Origin of the sequence: Mycobacteroides abscessus ATCC 19977, assembly GCF_000069185.1 — a bacterium.
Taxonomy (GTDB): domain Bacteria; phylum Actinomycetota; class Actinomycetes; order Mycobacteriales; family Mycobacteriaceae; genus Mycobacterium; species Mycobacterium abscessus.
On sequence record NC_010397.1, the window covers coordinates 2,172,105 to 2,190,029 of the forward strand.

Annotated in this window: 18 protein-coding genes; 14 read left to right on the plus strand and 4 right to left on the minus strand. The window is 64.0% G+C overall.

The features are described from left to right. Positions 1–11: 11 nt before the first annotated feature. Positions 12–1,328 (minus strand): DEAD/DEAH box helicase, encoded by a 1,317-nt coding sequence (locus MAB_RS11015; protein ID WP_005080124.1) that lies wholly within the window; start codon positions 1,326–1,328, stop codon positions 12–14. 329 nt (positions 1,329–1,657) lie between these two features. Here MAB_RS11015 and MAB_RS11020 point away from each other — a divergent pair, with 329 nt between their 5' ends. Continuing rightward, on the plus strand, positions 1,658–2,494 hold the full coding sequence (locus MAB_RS11020; protein ID WP_005080122.1) for a tRNA (adenine-N1)-methyltransferase: 837 nt from the start codon (positions 1,658–1,660) through the stop codon (positions 2,492–2,494). An 8-nt stretch (positions 2,495–2,502) separates the two neighbouring features. Here the strand turns inward: MAB_RS11020 and lppK are convergent, their stop codons facing one another. Both lppK and MAB_RS11030 read right to left on the minus strand, forming a co-directional pair. Next, the gene (gene lppK / locus MAB_RS11025; RefSeq protein WP_005118513.1) at positions 2,503–3,087 is read right to left on the minus strand and encodes a lipoprotein LppK; all 585 of its coding nucleotides are present in this window, start codon (positions 3,085–3,087) and stop codon (positions 2,503–2,505) included. Between the two features lie 107 nt (positions 3,088–3,194). Next, on the minus strand, positions 3,195–3,722 hold the full coding sequence (locus tag MAB_RS11030; RefSeq protein WP_012296517.1) for an MTB12 family secreted protein: 528 nt from the start codon (positions 3,720–3,722) through the stop codon (positions 3,195–3,197). A 163-nt stretch (positions 3,723–3,885) separates the two neighbouring features. Between MAB_RS11030 and arc the strand changes: the two genes are divergently transcribed. The 7 genes from arc (at position 3,886) to MAB_RS11065 (ending at position 11,791) form a co-directional block, all read left to right on the plus strand. After that, positions 3,886–5,694 carry a proteasome ATPase gene (gene arc, locus MAB_RS11035; protein ID WP_005086527.1) on the plus strand — a complete coding sequence of 603 codons (1,809 nt, stop codon included), beginning with the start codon at positions 3,886–3,888 and terminating at the stop codon, positions 5,692–5,694. Positions 5,695–5,953: 259 nt separating this feature from the next. After that, on the plus strand, positions 5,954–6,436 hold the full coding sequence (locus MAB_RS11040) for a sigma-70 family RNA polymerase sigma factor (RefSeq protein ID WP_005061267.1): 483 nt from the start codon (positions 5,954–5,956) through the stop codon (positions 6,434–6,436). After that, on the plus strand, positions 6,433–7,182 hold the full coding sequence (locus tag MAB_RS11045; RefSeq protein ID WP_005110694.1) for an anti-sigma factor family protein: 750 nt from the start codon (positions 6,433–6,435) through the stop codon (positions 7,180–7,182). Before MAB_RS11040 ends, MAB_RS11045 begins: the two co-directional genes overlap by 4 nt. Positions 7,183–7,397: 215 nt before the next feature. After that, complete coding sequence (locus tag MAB_RS11050) at positions 7,398–9,098, plus strand: thiamine pyrophosphate-binding protein (RefSeq protein ID WP_005098174.1); 1,701 nt, start codon at positions 7,398–7,400, stop codon at positions 9,096–9,098. Next, on the plus strand, positions 9,085–9,744 hold the full coding sequence (locus MAB_RS11055; RefSeq protein ID WP_005110697.1) for a hypothetical protein: 660 nt from the start codon (positions 9,085–9,087) through the stop codon (positions 9,742–9,744). Before MAB_RS11050 ends, MAB_RS11055 begins: the two co-directional genes overlap by 14 nt. After that, on the plus strand, positions 9,741–10,754 hold the full coding sequence (locus MAB_RS11060) for a 3-oxoacyl-ACP synthase III family protein (protein ID WP_005110699.1): 1,014 nt from the start codon (positions 9,741–9,743) through the stop codon (positions 10,752–10,754). Before MAB_RS11055 ends, MAB_RS11060 begins: the two co-directional genes overlap by 4 nt. Next, positions 10,733–11,791: an aminotransferase class I/II-fold pyridoxal phosphate-dependent enzyme gene (locus tag MAB_RS11065; protein WP_005110702.1), complete on the plus strand. Its 1,059-nt coding sequence runs from the start codon at positions 10,733–10,735 to the stop codon at positions 11,789–11,791. The genes MAB_RS11060 and MAB_RS11065 overlap by 22 nt, the downstream gene beginning before the upstream one ends. Before the next feature lie 78 nt (positions 11,792–11,869). Here MAB_RS11065 and MAB_RS11070 read toward each other — a convergent pair whose 3' ends face one another. Then, a complete protein-coding gene (locus MAB_RS11070) occupies positions 11,870–12,694 on the minus strand; it encodes a class I SAM-dependent methyltransferase (RefSeq protein ID WP_005080109.1) in 825 nt (274 codons plus the stop codon). Between the two features lie 92 nt (positions 12,695–12,786). On the opposite strand from MAB_RS11070, the gene dop reads away from it, so the two are divergent. The 6 genes from dop (at position 12,787) to MAB_RS11100 (ending at position 17,912) form a co-directional block, all read left to right on the plus strand. Then, complete coding sequence (gene dop / locus MAB_RS11075) at positions 12,787–14,283, plus strand: depupylase/deamidase Dop (RefSeq protein WP_005080108.1); 1,497 nt, start codon at positions 12,787–12,789, stop codon at positions 14,281–14,283. A 90-nt stretch (positions 14,284–14,373) separates the two neighbouring features. Further along, positions 14,374–14,568, plus strand: coding sequence for a ubiquitin-like protein Pup (locus tag MAB_RS11080; protein ID WP_005061283.1), 195 nt, complete (start codon positions 14,374–14,376; stop codon positions 14,566–14,568). Continuing rightward, entirely contained in the window at positions 14,565–15,443 is an 879-nt protein-coding gene (gene prcB / locus MAB_RS11085; RefSeq protein WP_005080106.1) for a proteasome subunit beta, read from the plus strand. Before MAB_RS11080 ends, prcB begins: the two co-directional genes overlap by 4 nt. Beyond that, the gene (prcA, locus tag MAB_RS11090) at positions 15,440–16,222 is read left to right on the plus strand and encodes a proteasome subunit alpha (RefSeq protein ID WP_005075070.1); all 783 of its coding nucleotides are present in this window, start codon (positions 15,440–15,442) and stop codon (positions 16,220–16,222) included. Before prcB ends, prcA begins: the two co-directional genes overlap by 4 nt. A gap of 131 nt (positions 16,223–16,353) precedes the next feature. After that, positions 16,354–16,716 carry a hypothetical protein gene (locus MAB_RS11095; RefSeq protein WP_005075071.1) on the plus strand — a complete coding sequence of 121 codons (363 nt, stop codon included), beginning with the start codon at positions 16,354–16,356 and terminating at the stop codon, positions 16,714–16,716. Further along, positions 16,713–17,912, plus strand: coding sequence for a hypothetical protein (locus tag MAB_RS11100; RefSeq protein ID WP_005110706.1), 1,200 nt, complete (start codon positions 16,713–16,715; stop codon positions 17,910–17,912). Before MAB_RS11095 ends, MAB_RS11100 begins: the two co-directional genes overlap by 4 nt. Positions 17,913–17,925: the final 13 nt, after the last annotated feature.

Here is a 17,925-nt window from a genome sequence, read left to right on the forward strand (position 1 = left end):
GGCTTGTCGGGCTACCGGGAGCCGCTATTTCCCGCCTTGCGGGTGGGGCGCTGCTGACCGCGGCCGCCGCCACGCCGCGGCGTACGTGCCGGACGGCCTTCGCCGGCCTCGGTGTGCTTGCGCACCCGACGGGCGGGCCGGTTGTTGGTCGCCGCCGGTTGTGAAGTCTTTTGCGCTGGCACAGGTTTCACGTAGGGTGCGACCTCACCCACCAAATTGGCGACCTCAACCGAATCGGCGGTCACCTGGCGTGGGGTGGCCTTGATGGCGGCTTTGCGCAGCAGTGCGTCGACATCGCGACGTTGTTCGGGCAGAACCAGCGTCACCACATCGCCGGTGCCACCCGCGCGGGCCGTCCGCCCGGACCGGTGTAGGTATGCCTTGTGTTCTGCCGGAGGATCGACATGCACCACCAGGGCGACATCGTCGACGTGAACCCCACGGGCCGCGACATCGGTGGCCACCAGCACCCGGGCTTCGCCGTTGGCGAATGCGGCCAGGTTCCGGTCGCGTGCGCCCTGGGATAGATTGCCGTGCAAGTCAACCGACGGAATGCCCGACTGGGTGAGTTGACGGGCAAGCCGCTTCGCATGGTGCTTCGTGCGCATGAACAAGATTCGGCGCCCAGTACCGGAAGCCAGGGTGTTGATCAGCTCGCGTTTGGCGTCGGGGCCGGCGACCGCGAAAACGTGATGCGTCATTGCCGCGACGGGGGAGTCGACGGGATCAACCGAATGCTCGGCCGGGGAGTGCAGGAATCTCTTGACCAACTTGTCGACATCGTTATCCAGCGTGGCTGAGAACAGCAGACGCTGACCGGAGCTCGGTGTCGCGGCCAGTAGGCGGGTGACGACCGGCAGAAATCCGAGATCGGCCATGTGATCGGCCTCGTCCAGGACGCTGATCTCGATACCGTCCAATGTCAGGTGGCCCTGCTTGAGCAGGTCGTCCAGCCGGCCCGGGCATGCGACCACAATGTCCACTCCGGCCTTGAGCGCCTGGACCTGCCGATGCTGCGAAACCCCGCCGAAGATGGTGGTGACTTTCATCCGGTAGGCGGCCGCCAGCGGCTCGATGACGGCACTGATCTGGGTGGCCAGTTCGCGAGTGGGGGCCAACACGAGCGCGCGCGGCCGGCCCGGCACGCGCGTGCCGTCGGCGATTCGCGCGACCACGGGGATAGAAAAACCGAGGGTCTTGCCGCTACCGGTCTTGCCGCGCGCCAACACGTCGCGGCCGCCGAGAGTATCCGGCAGAGTAGCCGCCTGGATCGGGAAGGGCGCGTCAATACCGCCCCGAGTCAGGACGTTGACAAGGGGTGCCGGCACCCCGAGTGAGGCGAATGTCGTTGTAGAGGTTGAAGTTGTAGAGGTTGAAGACACAGCAGTGATACGCCTTTCGAGGCTTGGAAGTGGCGAGATTGCCGATGGGCAAAATCGATCGCCGTGAGAAAAGCCTGAAATCAGCGAGGCTGACGAAGAAAGTTCTACGACGCGTGCGCGCAGTGGCGCGCTTAACGACAACAGTACGGGCCGCGGGCCCTGGGAGCTAATCGTGTGTGCCGAAACACATTGGGTTGGCGTCTTCTTCAGCCCTGCTCAACCCGGGAAACCTGCCCCATTCGCGTCGGGCGGTGCGCACCTGGCAAGGTGAGCGCATGTCTCGAACCGGACCGTTCATCGTCGGCGATCGCGTGCAACTGACCGACGCCAAGGGGCGTCACTACACGATGGTGCTCGAGCCCGGCAAGGAGTTCCACACACATCGTGGGGCCATCGTGCACGACGAGGTGATCGGTATACCCGAGGGCAGCGTGGTGAAATCCACCAACGGCGACCAGTTTTTGGTGCTGCGTCCGCTGCTGCTCGACTATGTGCTGTCGATGCCGCGCGGTGCTCAGGTGATCTACCCGAAAGACGCCGCGCAGATCGTGCACGACGGTGACATCTTCCCTGGCGCCCGGGTGCTGGAGGCCGGCGCCGGATCCGGGGCGCTCACCTGTTCGCTGTTGCGAGCAGTGGGGCCGCAGGGAGCAGTGATCTCCTACGAGATTCGTGAGGATCACGCCGAACACGCTGTGCGTAACGTCACAACGTTCTTCGGGGAGCGGCCGGACAACTGGGACCTGGTGATCGGCGATCTCGCCGAGCGACCGGCGGACGCCGGCAGCGTCGATCGCGTGGTCCTCGACATGCTGGCGCCCTGGGAAACTTTGCCCGCAGTGGCCGAAACGCTGGTGCCCGGCGGCGTCCTGATCGTCTATGTCGCCACCGTCACGCAGCTGTCGCGTGTGGTCGAGGCGCTGCGTGAGCAGCAATGTTGGACCGAGCCCCGGTCTTGGGAAACGATGCAGCGCGGCTGGAACGTGGTGGGACTGGCGGTCCGCCCGGAACACAGCATGCGTGGACACACCGCGTTTCTGGTCAGCGCGCGCCGTCTGGCCCCGGGCACGATCACCCCGACACCGCTGCGGCGCAAGCGCCTGCCGAGCTAGCGGATTAGCTACGGGGTAGGTGCCGGTGCCTGCGGGCTAGGGGCGTCGGCGGGCGGCGCCTCCTTCGGGGTCCCTGTGCCCGCCAGCGATGTTCCGGTCTTCAGGAGCAGATCCGACGTTCGCTTCGAGAGCTTCCAGCCTTCACCCTCCGGTGAGAACGACATCGGTACCGCGAAGCCGCCCATCTTGGGGCTCGGGCTGTTGATGGTGACGACCGCTTCGACATCGCCCGGTGTCTCGGTCGACCACTTCGGATCCTTCACCGTGAACGACAGCGGAGAGAATCCGGCATCGCCGATCGCCTTGGTGAACTTGTCGAGTTGCTCGGGCGTTGCACCCTGAACGGCGGTGACCTTCTCCGCACCCGGCAGGTTCGGATCGGCCAGCCGGTTGAGGACGTCGGTCAGCGCTGCCGGATCCGGCAGCGGATGGTCCGGGGCCGCCGCGGCAGCCGCGGAGGATGCCGTGGACTGTGGCGCGGACGAGCTGGTCGGGCTGGCCTTGTCGCTCGAGCTGCTGCAGGCGCTCAGGGCGAAAACGGCTGCCCCGGCGGCGAGCACGACAAGACGGGCGACGAGGCGGTGGTGGACCATGATCCAGGTGACTCCCATTCGGCGTATCGGCTAAGTCATTCGGCCAAGTGCGGTGACGATATCGGCGAGTGAGGTTTTGGAGATCGTCCAATCCTCCTCATCCACGTCTACCTTCCAGACTTACCGGATGCTGCCTGAATCAGCGAAATGGCCGAGGCCTTGCTGATCTTCCAGCCGTCCTGATCCACGAAGTTGATGTTGGTGGTGTAGGCCTGGGTTTTGGGGCCGGTAATGGTGACCGCGGCCGCGGCGAGGCCTGGCCCGGTGGACTTGACGTTGGACACGGTGAAGGCCAGCGGCAGGAACCCGTCACGGTTGGCGTTCTTGAAGGCGCGATCGGCATAGATGGCTTCCCCGGCACCGATGCCGCCCTCCACCAGACCGCCCTTGGCGAGCGCCGACACGCCCGGATCGGCGAGCGAATACAGCAAACCGCTCAGCTCGTCGGGCGTGGGTGTCCCGTCGGCGGGCTCGGCGGGCACATCCAGGGGCACATCCCATGACGCGGGGGCGATGGTGAAGGACGTCACGGTCGTTGCTGTTGGGCTAGCAGAGCTGGCTGTCGGCTCGCCCGTCGGCACTGCCGAGCCAACCGCCACGGCCGCGAGTAAACCCAGCATGGCGACCCCCGTCATACCGGTTCGTGAGCTCACGGTTGTCCTTTCGATCGGCCTGAATGTGACGAACGCTAACAGCGTAGACGTCCCCATGAACGGGTAGACCCCGCACGCGTAGCCAATCGCCGGTAGCGTTGAAGCATCCACCGCACCAACTCTCGGTGTGGGAAAGGAGGACATCATGAGTGAGTCGGAGCGTTCAGAGGCGTTCGGCACACCGGATGCCGCCGAAGTGGAGCGGCTACGCCGAGAGGTTGCGGCGCTTCGCGAACAGCTGGAAGGCAGTGCTGCTCGCGGGCCCGGAGATTCCGGTCGTCTGCGCGACCTGAACCAGCTCGAGGCACGTATCGACTCCCTCAACGCGCGGAACGCCAAGTTGATGGACACCCTCAAGGAGGCCCGTCAGCAGCTTCTGGCGCTACGGGAGGAGGTCGATCGGCTGGGGCAGCCGCCGAGCGGTTACGGGGTGCTGCTGGCCGTGCAGACCGATGAGACAGTCGATGTGTTCACTTCGGGACGCAAGATGCGGGTGACCTGCTCTCCCAACATCGAGACCAGCGAGCTGCGCCGTGGCCAGACCGTGCGTCTCAACGAGGCGCTCACCGTGGTGGAGGCCGGAAACTTCGAATCGGTGGGGGAAATCAGCACCCTGCGCGAGGTGCTCGATGACGGCCACCGCGCGCTCGTGGTGGGGCACGCGGACGAAGAGCGCATCGTGTGGCTGGCCGATCCGCTGATCGCACCGGACCTCTCCGAGGTGTCCGAGGACGCCGACGGCGCAGACCTCAAGCCGCGCAAACTGCGGCCGGGTGATTCGTTGCTGGTCGACACCAAAGCGGGGTACGCCTTCGAACGTATCCCCAAGGCCGAGGTCGAGGACCTCGTGCTCGAAGAGGTGCCGGACGTCAGCTACAGCGATATCGGCGGTTTGGCGCGGCAGATCGAGCAGATTCGTGACGCCGTGGAGCTGCCGTTCCTGCACAAGGACCTGTACCAGGAATACTCGCTGCGCCCGCCCAAGGGTGTGCTGCTCTACGGTCCTCCCGGATGCGGAAAGACACTCATCGCCAAGGCGGTTGCCAACTCGCTGGCCAAGAAGATGGCCGAGCTACGCGGCGATGACTCACGCGAGGCGAAGTCCTACTTCCTGAACATCAAGGGTCCCGAGCTGCTCAACAAGTTCGTCGGTGAGACCGAGCGGCATATCAGGTTGATCTTCCAGCGGGCGCGGGAAAAGGCTTCCGACGGAACGCCGGTCATCGTGTTCTTCGACGAGATGGACTCGATCTTCCGTACCCGCGGTACGGGCGTCAGCTCCGATGTGGAGACCACCGTGGTGCCGCAGCTGTTGTCGGAGATCGACGGGGTTGAGGGCCTGGAGAACGTCATCGTGATCGGCGCCTCCAACCGTGAAGACATGATCGACCCGGCGATCCTGCGGCCCGGCCGTCTGGATGTGAAGATCAAGATCGAGCGGCCCGACGCCGAATCGGCGCAGGACATCTTCTCGAAGTACCTGACTGTCGACCTGCCCGTGCATTCGGAGGATCTCGCCGAGTTCGGGGGCGACCGCGGTCTGACCGTCAAGGCGATGATCGAAAAGGTCGTGGACCGGATGTACGCCGAAATCGACGACAACCGGTTCCTGGAGGTCACTTACGCCAACGGTGACAAGGAAGTCATGTACTTCAAGGACTTCAACTCCGGCGCCATGATCCAGAACGTCGTGGACCGTGCGAAGAAGAACGCCATCAAGTCGGTGCTGGAGACAGGGCAGAAGGGCCTACGGATCCAGCATCTGCTCGACTCGATCGTGGACGAGTTCGCCGAGAACGAGGACCTGCCCAACACCACGAATCCGGATGACTGGGCACGGATTTCGGGCAAGAAGGGCGAGCGGATCGTCTACATCCGCACGCTGGTCACCGGCAAATCCTCAAGTGCCAGCCGTGCCATCGATACCGAGTCGAGCCTGGGGCAGTACCTGTAACACGTCAGGCCATCTTGCACCAGGGCCGCCGTGCCATCGGACGAAAACGCGCGTATCTTGAACCAATCGGGCGGTTGGATCGTGTAACCGTCGGAGGTGTTCCATGGCGGATGGGCAGGCTAGGCCTGACCGGGTGAGCGTTGACGGCTCATCGGGGCGCGATGATGCGCGTGCAAGCGGCTCATCCCAACCCGACACTCTTCGCGCAAGCGGCTCATCCCAACCCGACACTCTTCGCGCAAGCGGCTCATCGTCGCTGATGAGGGCCTTTTACGACGAGTACGCCGGCCCGTTGCACCGTTATGTCATGCATCTGACCCACGACTCGGCGCTCGCGGAAGACATCGTGCAGGAGGTGCTGCTGCGCGCCTGGCGCCATCCGACGCTGGTGAATCAGACCGAAGGATCAGCGCGGGCCTGGTTGTTCACGGTGGCCCACAATCTGGTCCGCGACAACGCGCGCAGCTCGCGCTTCCGCAGCGAGATAGCGACCGCCGAGACGCCCGAGTTCGCCTCCCCGGATCAGGTGGACGCCACGTTGGACGCATGGCTGGTCGCCGAGGCGCTGCGCACCTTGTCCACCGACCATCGCGCCGTCATCCTGCGCGCCTACTACCGCGGGAGCTCGGTCGCCGACATATCCGCTGAGCTGGGGGTGCCGGAGGGCACCGTCAAATCACGCCTTCACTATGGTGTGCGCGCACTTCGGTTGTCGCTGCAGGAAATGGGGGTCACGCGATGACTATCGAACATGTCTATGCCGACTGGGACGCCGCGTATGTACTCGGCGCGTTGTCGTCGACCGAACGGCGTGAATACGAGCAGCATCTGGTCGATTGCGTCAGCTGCCAACGCGCACTGTCTGAGGTGACCGCCATGCCCGGTCTGCTCTCGAAGGTTGATCGAGGCTATGCCGAGAAGATGGAGCTCGAGGACCCACCGGTACTCGCCAAGCCGGCCACCAGCTGCCCGGTGCAAGCGCTGTGGCCAAAGCTGCAGGCCCGTTGGCGGCGACAGAGCGCCGTGCGCCGACTGGCCTATGTGGGCGCTGTCGCGGTGGCCGCGGCCGTTGCACTGACTGTTTCGTTGGTGCCGCCTCCGTGGTACCACCGGCCCGCACCGATGAATGTGGCGGCGGGCTCACTGCCCGCAGGAGAGCATTGGCAGCCGATGCGCCAGGTCACACCCTCACCGTTGAGCGCGCAGGTCGCACTGGTGCGGGACGGCACCGGCACCCGCATTGAAATGTGGTGCAGCTATCCGGTGTACGGCGACGATGCCGATGACTCGGCGGCGGCACCGTACGCGCTGCGGATCGGCACGCGCACTGGCCAGAGCATCATCGCCAGTTCGTGGACCGCCAAACCCGGCTCGACGCTGATGACGTCGACGACTGTTCCGATGGCGCAGGACCAGATCGAGAGCATCCAGGTGATCGACAATCACGGCGACGCGTCGCCGCTCGTGTTCCTCGAATTGCATCGCTGACGTCTTCCCTGTCGCGCACGTGAGGCTTTGACGTGCACATCTTCATTAACCTGAAACTCGATTCATGTTGTGCCATCACATGATTGAGATAACTCGATCACGTTTTCTGCGAGATTGTTGAACCCGTCACGTGTGACAGTCGTGTACTAGTCATGACCACCCCGATGTGCGCCCGGAGTCGTGCGGTCGGCGACCTTCCGCCCCGGAGCGGGAACGTGCGAGTGGTTGACTGGCTTGTCTCGGAGCTGCGTCGTCACGCCGTCGACTTCGTCTTTGGCGTAGACGGCGCCAACATCGAGGATCTTTACGACGCCGTGCACTACGCGCCGGGCATGCAAGCCGTAGTTGCCAAACACGAGTTCTCGGCTGGGACGATGGCTGACGGATATGCGCGTGTCACGTCGCGGATGAGCGTGGTGGCCACCACATCCGGTGGTGGGGCAGTCAATCTTGTTCCAGCGCTGGCGGAATCATATGCGAGTGCGGTTCCCGTGCTGGCGATCGTAGGCCAGCCGCCTCGGTCGTTGGAGGGCAATGGCGCGTTCCAGGACGGCAGCGGGCGTGCCGGCAGCATGGATCTGCGGGCAGTATTTCGGCCCGTCTCCGGCTATTGCGCCAGGGTGGAGCATTCCGGAGAAATCGCGGAGGCGCTTTCCGGCGCTCTGGCCGCCATTCGTGATGGCCTACCTGCGGTTCTGTTGATCCCCAAAGATGTTCAGCAGGCACGGCTGGCGGTGGAACCGCAGCTGCGGGAGCCGCTTCCGCGTTTGGGGACGGTACCGGTACAACTAGCCGACTTCGCCGGGCATCTGATCAAGACACCCGGCAGAATCCTGGTGGTAGCCGGCCCCGAGGTGGCCCGGCAGGACGCCCGCGAGGAGCTGGCAGACCTTGTCGATCGCCTTGATGCCCTTGTGGCTGTCTCGCCTGACGCCAAAGATACTGTGAAAAGCGAGAATCCACGACTGCTCGGCGTCATTGGTGTTATGGGCCACCCCGCCGTGGAGCAGGTCATGCGTCATGGTGTTACATGCGTCTGCGTCGGCACCACCATGCCTGTGATGACGCGAGGGGCAGTTGACTTCTCGAAAATCCCGGTGCTGTCCATCGGCTCCGCGGCGCCACATGTCGCCTCGCGACATTTGCAGACGCACGATTTGGTATCGACGTTGGCGGGCCTCGCGGCGGCTCTCCCGGCGCGACCGGAGACTTCCGATAGTGAAACACTCTACGCACCAGCTCATCTCGAGCCTCCGGCGCACGATGGTGACGGTGTGCGATACCACGATGTCATGCACGTGCTGGACCGGGCTATTCCTGCCGGGGCCGATATCTTCGTGGACGCGGGCAACACCGGTGCCGCCGCCGTGCATTACCTGGGAGCGCGACAGCACGGTCGTTACGTCGTCGCGCTCGGCATGGGTGGCATGGGATATGCCTTCGGTGCAGGTATTGGCTGTGCGTTCGCGCGGCCGGGCCGTACCGTTGTAATTGCAGGTGATGGCGCGTTCTTCATGCACGGCATGGAGATTCATACGGCCATCGAACACCGACTGCCGGTGACATTCGTCATCGTCAATAACAACGCGCATGCCATGTGCGTCACTCGCGAACAGCTCTACTACGGGGGGAGCTACAGCTTCAATCGGTTCGCGCCTTCACACATTGCCTCCGGACTGGGCGCGATGTTCCCCGGCCTGATGTGTCATTCGGCCGATACGGTGGCCGATTTGGAGGCCGCCATGCAGCAGGTGATGACGCACCACGGCCCGTCCGTGGTCGAGGTCATCTGTTCCACCGACGAGATACCCCCGTTTGCTCCATTCTTGTCACCCGAAATCGCTAAGGAGAGAACGCATGACCGACACGATTGCAAAAACGGCCAATCCTGGCCTCAAAGCCTTGCCCGCGCTTAGTGATATCGCTGCCGAAGCCGGCACCGAAGACGCGCTGCCCGGAGTGCACCGCATCGAGACCTCGCCACGCGAAAAGGCGACACCGATCATCATGGACATGATGCGGTCGGTATACCCGCACGATCAGGTGTTCGGCCCGTACTGCACCGTCCAAGAGTATGTAGATTGCCCGCCCGATGACTTGCACCGCTATCTGTCGGACACTCGGTGCCTGGAGGAGTGGACCTACAGCTTGCGCGGCTTCGCGGAGACCGCCGAGCCGGGGCTGTGGGTTGCCCACGATCGCCTGGGTTCCGACACGCTGATCTACACCCGTACCGAGTCGAACGCCGAGGCCGGAACCGTCGATTACCACTGTGCCTGGGACCAGGGTGATCACCTGTGGATGATCTACCTGATGCGGGTGGTCGATGCGCAGGTCGTACTCAATAAGCCGGGATCGGTCGTCCTGTGGACGAATTGTCATCACCCCTTCTATGACGAAAATCCGTATCCGGAAACCGCTCCACCGCAACGTAAGCCGTGGGTAGGCGACTTCTGGGACATGTTTGGCGCCGGGCACATGCTGGAGCTGCTCAATCTCAAGGCGATCGCCGAGTACCGCCATAGCCACGGGCTGCCGATTGTTCCGGAGTGGATGAAATGAGCGTCAGCATCTTCGATATTTCCAGTTATCTCCCAGAGAATCGGGTCAGCGCAGAATATTTCGCACAGTATGCAAAGGACGATGACCTGGCTGAGAACGTCATGTTCCGCAGCCCGGCCTATCGGCATCATGTAGCGAACGACGAGTCGGCGGTTGATATGGCCGAGCGCGCGGTGGCCGGTCTTCGGGAAAGGCACGGCGCCACGGTGCTCGACGAGGTGGATATTCTGCTGACGCACACCCAACTGCCGGATCTGCCGTTTGTGGGCTGTGGTGGGGAGGTGGCGAACCGATTGCAGATTCGCCCCGAGTGGATTCTGGATGTGCACAACGGTGGTTGCGTGTCGTTCGTCTTGATGCTCAAGCTGGTCCAACAGATGATGGTTTCATCGAGCGCGCGTTCGGCGCTGATTGTGAACATACAAAATGCGGCGGGCCAGATCTTCGTGCAGGAACAGGTGCGCTCCACCGCTCAGGCCTCGATACCCGGAGACGGCGCCACGGCGACGCTGATCACCCGTGACGGAGGATCACCGGTCCTGGGCATCGAGACTAGGAACTTCGGGGAGTTCGCCGGAGACATGACCTATGCGGTGACACCACACCGCAAGTACTGGGAAGCCGGGAGCGGACAGGGCCGAGTGGCCTTCACAGAACACAAGATCAGCAAGGTCTTGGCTCGTGGCAACCGAATGGTGCCGGAGGTGGCGCTGGCCGTCTGCGACCGAATCGGGATTGCGTCAACAGATCTCGACGCACTGGTGACCAATCAGCCCAACCGGATATTCCTGCGCAACTGGCGTGATGCCTTGCAACTGCCCAAGGAGAAGCATCCCGATACTTTTGACGAGTGCGGGAATCTCTTCGGGGTGGGTATTCCACATACACTCGATAAGGCGATCGCCGAACGGCAGGTGCGCCCGGGTGACGCCGTGATGCTGGCCGGATTCGCCCATGCCGGCGACTACGCGGCCGCGGCGGCGGTGCGATGGGGAGGGAGGGGCCAGTGACAGTGAGCCCGCTGCGGTTGGCGTTGAACGAGAACCCCTATCGTCCACTGCCGTCGGTGCGTGACGCGCTCAGGCACGACCTCGCCGAGGTGAACCGCTATCCCGAATTCTTGCCGGTGGTGTTGCCGCGGCTGATCGCGGATCGCGTGGGGATGACGCCGGAGGAAGTGGTGGTGGGCGTAGGTGCCACTGGGGTTGCACTGCAGGTGCTGCAGGCGTTGTGCAAGCCGGGTGACTCGCTCGTCTTCGCGCACCCGACGTTCGACGGCTACCCGATACTGGCCGATATCGCCGGGCTCATTCAGGTTCCGATTCCGTTGGCGGACAACGGTATGACCGACCTCGACGAACTGCTGGGAGCCGCTTATGACGCCGATGACGCAGCATTGGTACTGTGCCGGCCGCATAATCCGACGGGAACACTGATACCGGCCGACCAGGTCTATGAGTTTGTCCGTCAGGCGCCGCCCACCAGCGTGGTGGTTCTGGACGAGGCGTATATCGAATTCGTGGATCCCGACGAGCATCTCGATATTCCCGGACTGCTGCGGTTGCACCCGAACCTGGTTGTGTTGCGCACCTTCTCAAAGGCGTATGGGTTGGCCGGACTGCGCATCGGGTATGGGCTGGCCGCGCCCGCGGTCTGCGGTGTCATTCGTCGATACCAACTCCCGTTCGGTATGAATCGCGCGGCCGCGGTAGCGGTTGCCGCATCGTATGCGGCGGAAGGTGAACTGCGAGTACGTGTTGATTCGATTGTCTACGAACGTGATCGGCTCCGCGCTCGACTGGCTCAGATGGGTGCGCACATCCCCGAGTCTCATGCCAACTTCGTGTACCTACCGGCACGCGGTGACGGTGAACGTTGGATGTCGATCCTGGGAACCGGCGATGTGGTGGCCAAAGAATATTCCGATGGCGGTGTGCGGCTCACCGTTGGCGATCCGCGCGAGATGGCGATAGTCGCGCGGCGGCTGTTGGAGGTGGACGAGATTGGTGAAAGCGCAGTGTCCCGGATGAGCAGACCTGCGTCATAGACAGGTTGGCCGCGGCGATCCGTCCCCCCGATTGCCGACCCCGAAACGGCAAGGACCGTCGCGGTCAACCCTCCCTCCTCAAAATGCGTAGCGGTGGTATTGCGCCATGTACCGAAGGGTTGGTGACAGCGACATCGCCCTGGCCAGCAGCCGGTAGCCTGCCTTGGTTCGTTGGAAGGTTTCCGAGTCGAACGGCGACTCCCATTCCAGCAATTGCAATTTCGGTATGGCGCGAATGAGGTCCTCGGGGCGGTCTATGCCCCAATACAGCGTCGCACCTGAGCGCCGGACCACCGCGTTGGACCACTGTGTCTTGATGCCGAACTTGTTGAAGGCGTCGAATTGCAATTCCCCGTAAGGAAAGTGGTCGACGATCCGGCGAAAGAGTGCGATGCCGTCATCTTCCTTCAGGTACATCGTGAGCCCTTCGCCGATCGCCAGCACCGGGCGGCTATCGGCGATGTTCGCGAGCCACGCCGGATCGGTCACCGACGCCGACACGACGTGGTAGTGATCACGCGTCGGATAAAGCTGGCTGCGTAGCCTGGCCACATCGGGATAGTCGATGTCGTACCACTCGATCCCGGGACCGGGATTCAGGCGGAAGTATCGGCCGTCGAGACCGCAACCCAGATGCAGCACAACAGCCTCGGCGTGTCTGGACAAAAAGGCGCGGCACCATTCGTCGAAATGCGCCGAGCGTGTGGTGACGGCGGGGGATCTGCCGGCGGTGATCGTGGTTTTGGACCAGTCGTAGTCGATGCGTTGCGCGATGTCGCGGGCCAACTGGTCGCCGAGGATGGGTTCGGGCAGGCCGGCGTCGAGTGCCTTGGCGTAGAAGGTCGCCAGCATGGTCTGCGGCGCGCCGCTGAGATCGACATGAATCTTCTCGGAATGGCTCATGGACGCGACGCTAATGTCGTTTTCGGGGCACGCGCAGGACTCTGAACGGTCCCCGGCGTGGTGTTCAGCGTCGCCTCTCTAGGCTGAACACCATGCAACGGATCATCGGTACCGAGGTTGAGTACGGCATTTCGTCGCCCACGGACCCCGCCGCCAATCCGATCCTCACGTCGACGCAGGCGGTGCTGGCGTACGCCGCGGCAACGGGGATTCAGCGTGCCAAGCGCACCCGCTGGGACTATGAGGTGGAGTCGCCGCTGCGCGACGCTCGCGGATTCGACCTGGGGCGTACCACCGGCCCGGCGCCGATCGTCGATGCCGACGAGGTGGGGGCGGCCAACATGATCTTGACCAACGGGGCCCGCCTGTACGTCGATCACGCGCACCCGGAGTACTCGGCACCCGAGTGCACCAATCCATTGGACGCCGTCATCTGGGACAAGGCCGGAGAGCGCGTCATGGAGGCGGCGGCGCGCCACGTGGCCAGTGTGCCGGGCGCGGCACGGCTACAGCTGTACAAGAACAACATCGACGGCAAGGGTGCCTCTTACGGCACTCATGAGAACTATTTGATGGATCGTCAGACACCGTTCTCGGCGATTATTGCCGGGCTGACCCCGTTCTTCGTCTCGCGCCAGGTCGTCACCGGGTCTGGCCGCGTGGGCATTGGGCCTTCCGGTGACGATGCGGGCTTCCAGCTTTCCCAGCGTGCCGACTACATCGAGGTCGAGGTGGGTCTGGAGACAACACTCAAGCGCGGCATCATCAATACCCGCGACGAGCCGCACGCCGACGCCGACAAGTACCGGCGCCTGCACGTCATCATCGGTGACGCCAACCTTGCCGAGACCTCGACATTCCTGAAGGTGGGCACCACCTCACTGGTGCTCGACCTGATCGAGTCCGGTGTGGACCTGTCGGATCTGGCATTGGCCCGCCCGGTCCATGCGGTGCACGTGATCAGTCGCGACCCCTCCCTGCGGGCCACCGTCGCGCTTGCCGACGGTCGGGAGCTGACCGGGCTTGCACTGCAACGCATTTACCTGGACCGGGTGGCCGAGCTGGTGTCCTCGCGTGACCCGGATCCCCAGGCCGACCAGGTGCTCCAGGTGTGGGCCAAGGTGCTTGATCTGCTCGAGCGCGACCCGATGGAATGTGCGGACCTGCTGGACTGGCCCGCGAAGCTGCGGCTGCTGGAGGGGTTCCGGCAGCGCGAGAACCTGAGCTGGTCGGCGCCGCGTCTGCACCTGGTAGACCTGCAGTACTCCGACGTCCGGCTGGATAAGGGGCTCTACAACAGGCTTGTCGCCCGCGGCTCCATGCAGCGGATGGTCACCGAGCAGCAGGTGCTGGACGCGGTGACCCGGCCTCCCTCGGACACCCGGGCCTACTTCCGTGGCGAGTGTCTGCGCAAATTCGGCGCCGATATCGCCGCCGCGAGCTGGGACTCGGTGATTTTCGACCTGGGCGGGGATTCGCTTGTCAGGATTCCAACGCTGGAGCCGCTGCGCGGAAGCAAGAGTCACGTCGGCGCGCTGCTGGATTCTGTCGATTCAGCCGCTGAACTGGTCGATCAGCTCACCACGTAACCAGTTGGGCGACGCACACTTGTGAAACGTCACCTCGTCGGCGTTGCCCGGTAGGCTGAACAGAACCGACCTATGAGTCAGGAGGCAGCGATGGCGCAGGAACAGACCAAGCGCGGTGGTGGCGGAGACGATGACGACGTCACCGACCTGGGAGGACCCGCAGGGCAGGAGCGCCGAGAAAAGCTGGCGGAGGACACTGACGATCTGCTCGATGAGATCGACGATGTGCTGGAAGAGAACGCCGAGGACTTCGTGCGGGCGTACGTCCAAAAGGGTGGCCAGTGATCTGGCGCGACGACGCGATCGCCAGCCAGCCCGCCGGACAGCACTTCCGCAATTCGCACCTTTCCTCGTTCTCGGAGTATCTGAGGGCCCAGGCCCCAGAGTTGCTTCCGGCGCTGGGGAAGGCGTCTGCTGACGTGATCGGGAACTTGCCCCATGGCACCACCATTGTCGCGCTCACCTACCGCGGTGGGGTGCTGATCGCGGGCGATCGGCGCGCTACCCAGGGCAACTACATCGCCAACCGCGACATCGACAAGGTGCAGATCACCGACAACTACTCGGCGACCGGTATCGCGGGAACCGCCGCTATCGCGGTCGAATTCGCACGGCTCTACGCCGTGGAATTGGAGCACTACGAGAAGCTGGAAGGGGTGCAGCTGACCTTCAACGGCAAGGCCAACCGGCTCTCGGCACTGGTGCGCGGCAATCTCGCGGCGGCCATGCAAGGCTTGGTGGCAGTGCCGCTGTTGGTGGGCTACGACCTCGACGATCCCAACGGGGAAACCGCTGGCCGCATCGTGTCTTTCGACGTCGCCGGTGGTTGGCATGTGGAGAGCGACGGCTATCAGGCGGTGGGTTCGGGCTCGGTCTTTGCGAAGTCGTCCATCAAGAAGCTGTACAGGCCCGGCGGCGATGCGCTGACCGCGCTCGCGGTCGCGGTAGAGGCGCTTTACGATGCCGCCGACGATGATTCGGCAACGGGCGGGCCGGATCTGGTGCGCCGGGTGTTCCCCACGGCCATTCGGATCGACTCCGGGGGAGCGGTTCGCGTCCCCGAGGCCGATATCGAGAGGATCGCGCGCGAAGTCATCGCGAAGCGGACCGAGGCGGCACGGGAAGAAGCTGACTTGCGTGAATCGGGTGGTGACTCATGACCTTTCCGTACTACGCCTCGGTCGAGCAGCTCATGCGCGACCGTTCGGAATTGGCGCGCAAGGGCATCAGCCGGGGCCGTTCGGTAGTGGCACTGACCTATACCGACGGGGTGTTGTTCGTCGCCGAGAACCCATCGAACTCGCTGCAGAAAGTCAGTGAGGTCTATGACCGGGTGGGCTTCGCCGCGGTCGGAAAGTTCAATGAGTTCGACCGGCTGCGCCGCGGTGGTATTCAGTGGGCCGATATGCGTGGCTACGCGTACGACCGCCGCGATGTGAGCGGGCGGCAACTGGCCAACATCTATGCCGAGGCATTGGGCACCATTTTCAACGAGCAGGCCAAGCCCTACGAGGTCGAGCTGTGCGTCGGCGAGGTGGCCCACTATGGTCGCGACACCGAGCCGGTGCTGTACCGGATCACCTATGACGGGTCGATCGCCGACGAGCCGCACTGGGTGGTGATGGGCGGAAACACCGAGCCCGTGATCAACTCGCTCAAGGAGAGCTACGTCGAGGACTCCGCGCTCAAGGATGCGGTGGGTTTCGCGGTGAAGGCACTGCAGGCGGGGACAGCCGGCGCCAACGGCTCCGAGGGCAGGGCGCTGGGCGGACTCGAGGTCGCGGTACTGGAGCAGAGTCGTCCGCGCCGGGCCTTCCGGCGGATCAAGGGCGCCGCGCTGGAAGCGCTGTTGCCCGAGGATTTCTCGCCGGGACAGACCGAGGGCGGGGGCGACCCCGCACCGGAATCCGGCGATTCCAAGGACGCCAAGGACAACTAGCTCTTTCACACGCCGACACCAACGCGCTAGTCACCGGGCACTTATCCACAGCCTGAAAAATGACGGAACCGCCGGGGTATACCGGCGGTCCTACCTGCTATCGAACCCGTTTAGCCCAGGTAGGAGCCGCCATGTTCGGCGACGAACAGGAAACATACATCGATCTCGCGACGCTGCGGCTTGCCGACGGCGCGTGCGAGGAGCTGGCCGTGCGCTGCGAACTGCTGCGGAGCGCGTTCGCCGCTGTCATTGCGCGCCTGGACACCTTCGCACCGGCCAACCACGCGATTTTCGGCGATTGCGAGGAGGGACGGGGCTGGTGGCGAGTCGTTCACGATGCGGTCCGAGCGCCGACGGGATCGCTGACCGCGATCCTCGAACAGCATCGCTCGGTGCTGACCGAGTTCGCCGAGACCTTCCGGCGCATCGGGGACGCCTATGCGCAGGTTGACGCGGGTTCTGCCGGCAACTCTCGCGACGAGGTGGCGCGGTGACGCAGACCGTACGACCCGACGAATGGCACAGCGATAAGTGGAGCCATGAGTCGATCATGGACATGCAGGCGCGCATGGCGCCGGATGACATCCGGCGTATCGCCGACGAATGGAAAGTCACCCTGCGGGCGTTGGATGCACTGTTGGCAGGCTTTCTTGAGGATGTGACGGCGACGATCGGGGACGGTTGGAGCGGCCCCGGGGCACGGGCGGCGCTGAGCACCATGCGCGAATACGTTGAAAATTCGCGTACCGCTCTCGATACGGCGTTCACGCTATCTTCCGGCCTCGATGTGCTGGCCCAGGCGACGAGCGAGCTACAGCAGAAGATCGCACCCCCGCCTGTCCCGGTGCCGGCCTACAAGTTGGGTGAAATCCCGCGCTGGGGCACTCCGTTTGCCGAGCAGTTGGCCCTGTGGGAGCAGGCCGTGAACCAGGTAGAGACCGTGTACAGCGCTCCGGCGATACGGGCTGCTCATGCCGTCGCCGAGCTGATCGGCCCCCGGGAAAGCCTGCGTTTCGGCTCCGGGCCGGACGCGGACGTCGCGGTGGCGGGCCGGCGCATACCAGACGAACAGGCCGAGCGAGCCGAAGAATTTCTGGCGCGCTGGGGTCTCGGTGAGAGCGAGGGGAATCCGCCGCAGGGGACGTCCCCGAACAACGTCGGCACGCCACCCCAAATACCGGTCATGGTTCCGGTGATGGCGGGTAATCCTTTCTCAGGTAAAGGCTTTGGGATCGGATCGGCGCCAGGATCCAGGGGCGACGAACTCGGCGAAGACGATGTCTACGCGAGTCAGAACTGGATGCGTGATCCCCTTGGGCGCGAGAATCCCACCCGCAGTGCCGGAATCGAATCTGCGGTGCCCGGCCTGCGGGGAGCCTTGTCTCCCGACCGGATTCCGGGGTTCGGCACCGGAGCACATGTGGCAGGTCCCGGTGGTATCGGTGGTGCTGCGGCGAACCGGTCCTGGGGCGCGATGATGCCGATGATGGGTACGTATCCAGCGCATGCAGGCCAGCGGCGGGGTGACGAGAACGAGCACTACAGTCCGCCATACCTGGTGAACGCGGACAATACGCGCGAGCTGCTCGGGGACCTGCCCAAGGGGTGGGCCCCGGTCATCGGCCTGTGGGAGAGCGACAGCGACGAAGAATTCGGCCCAACGCCGCGGCGCGGGTTTCGTTCGCGCTGAGTCGGACCCTTGA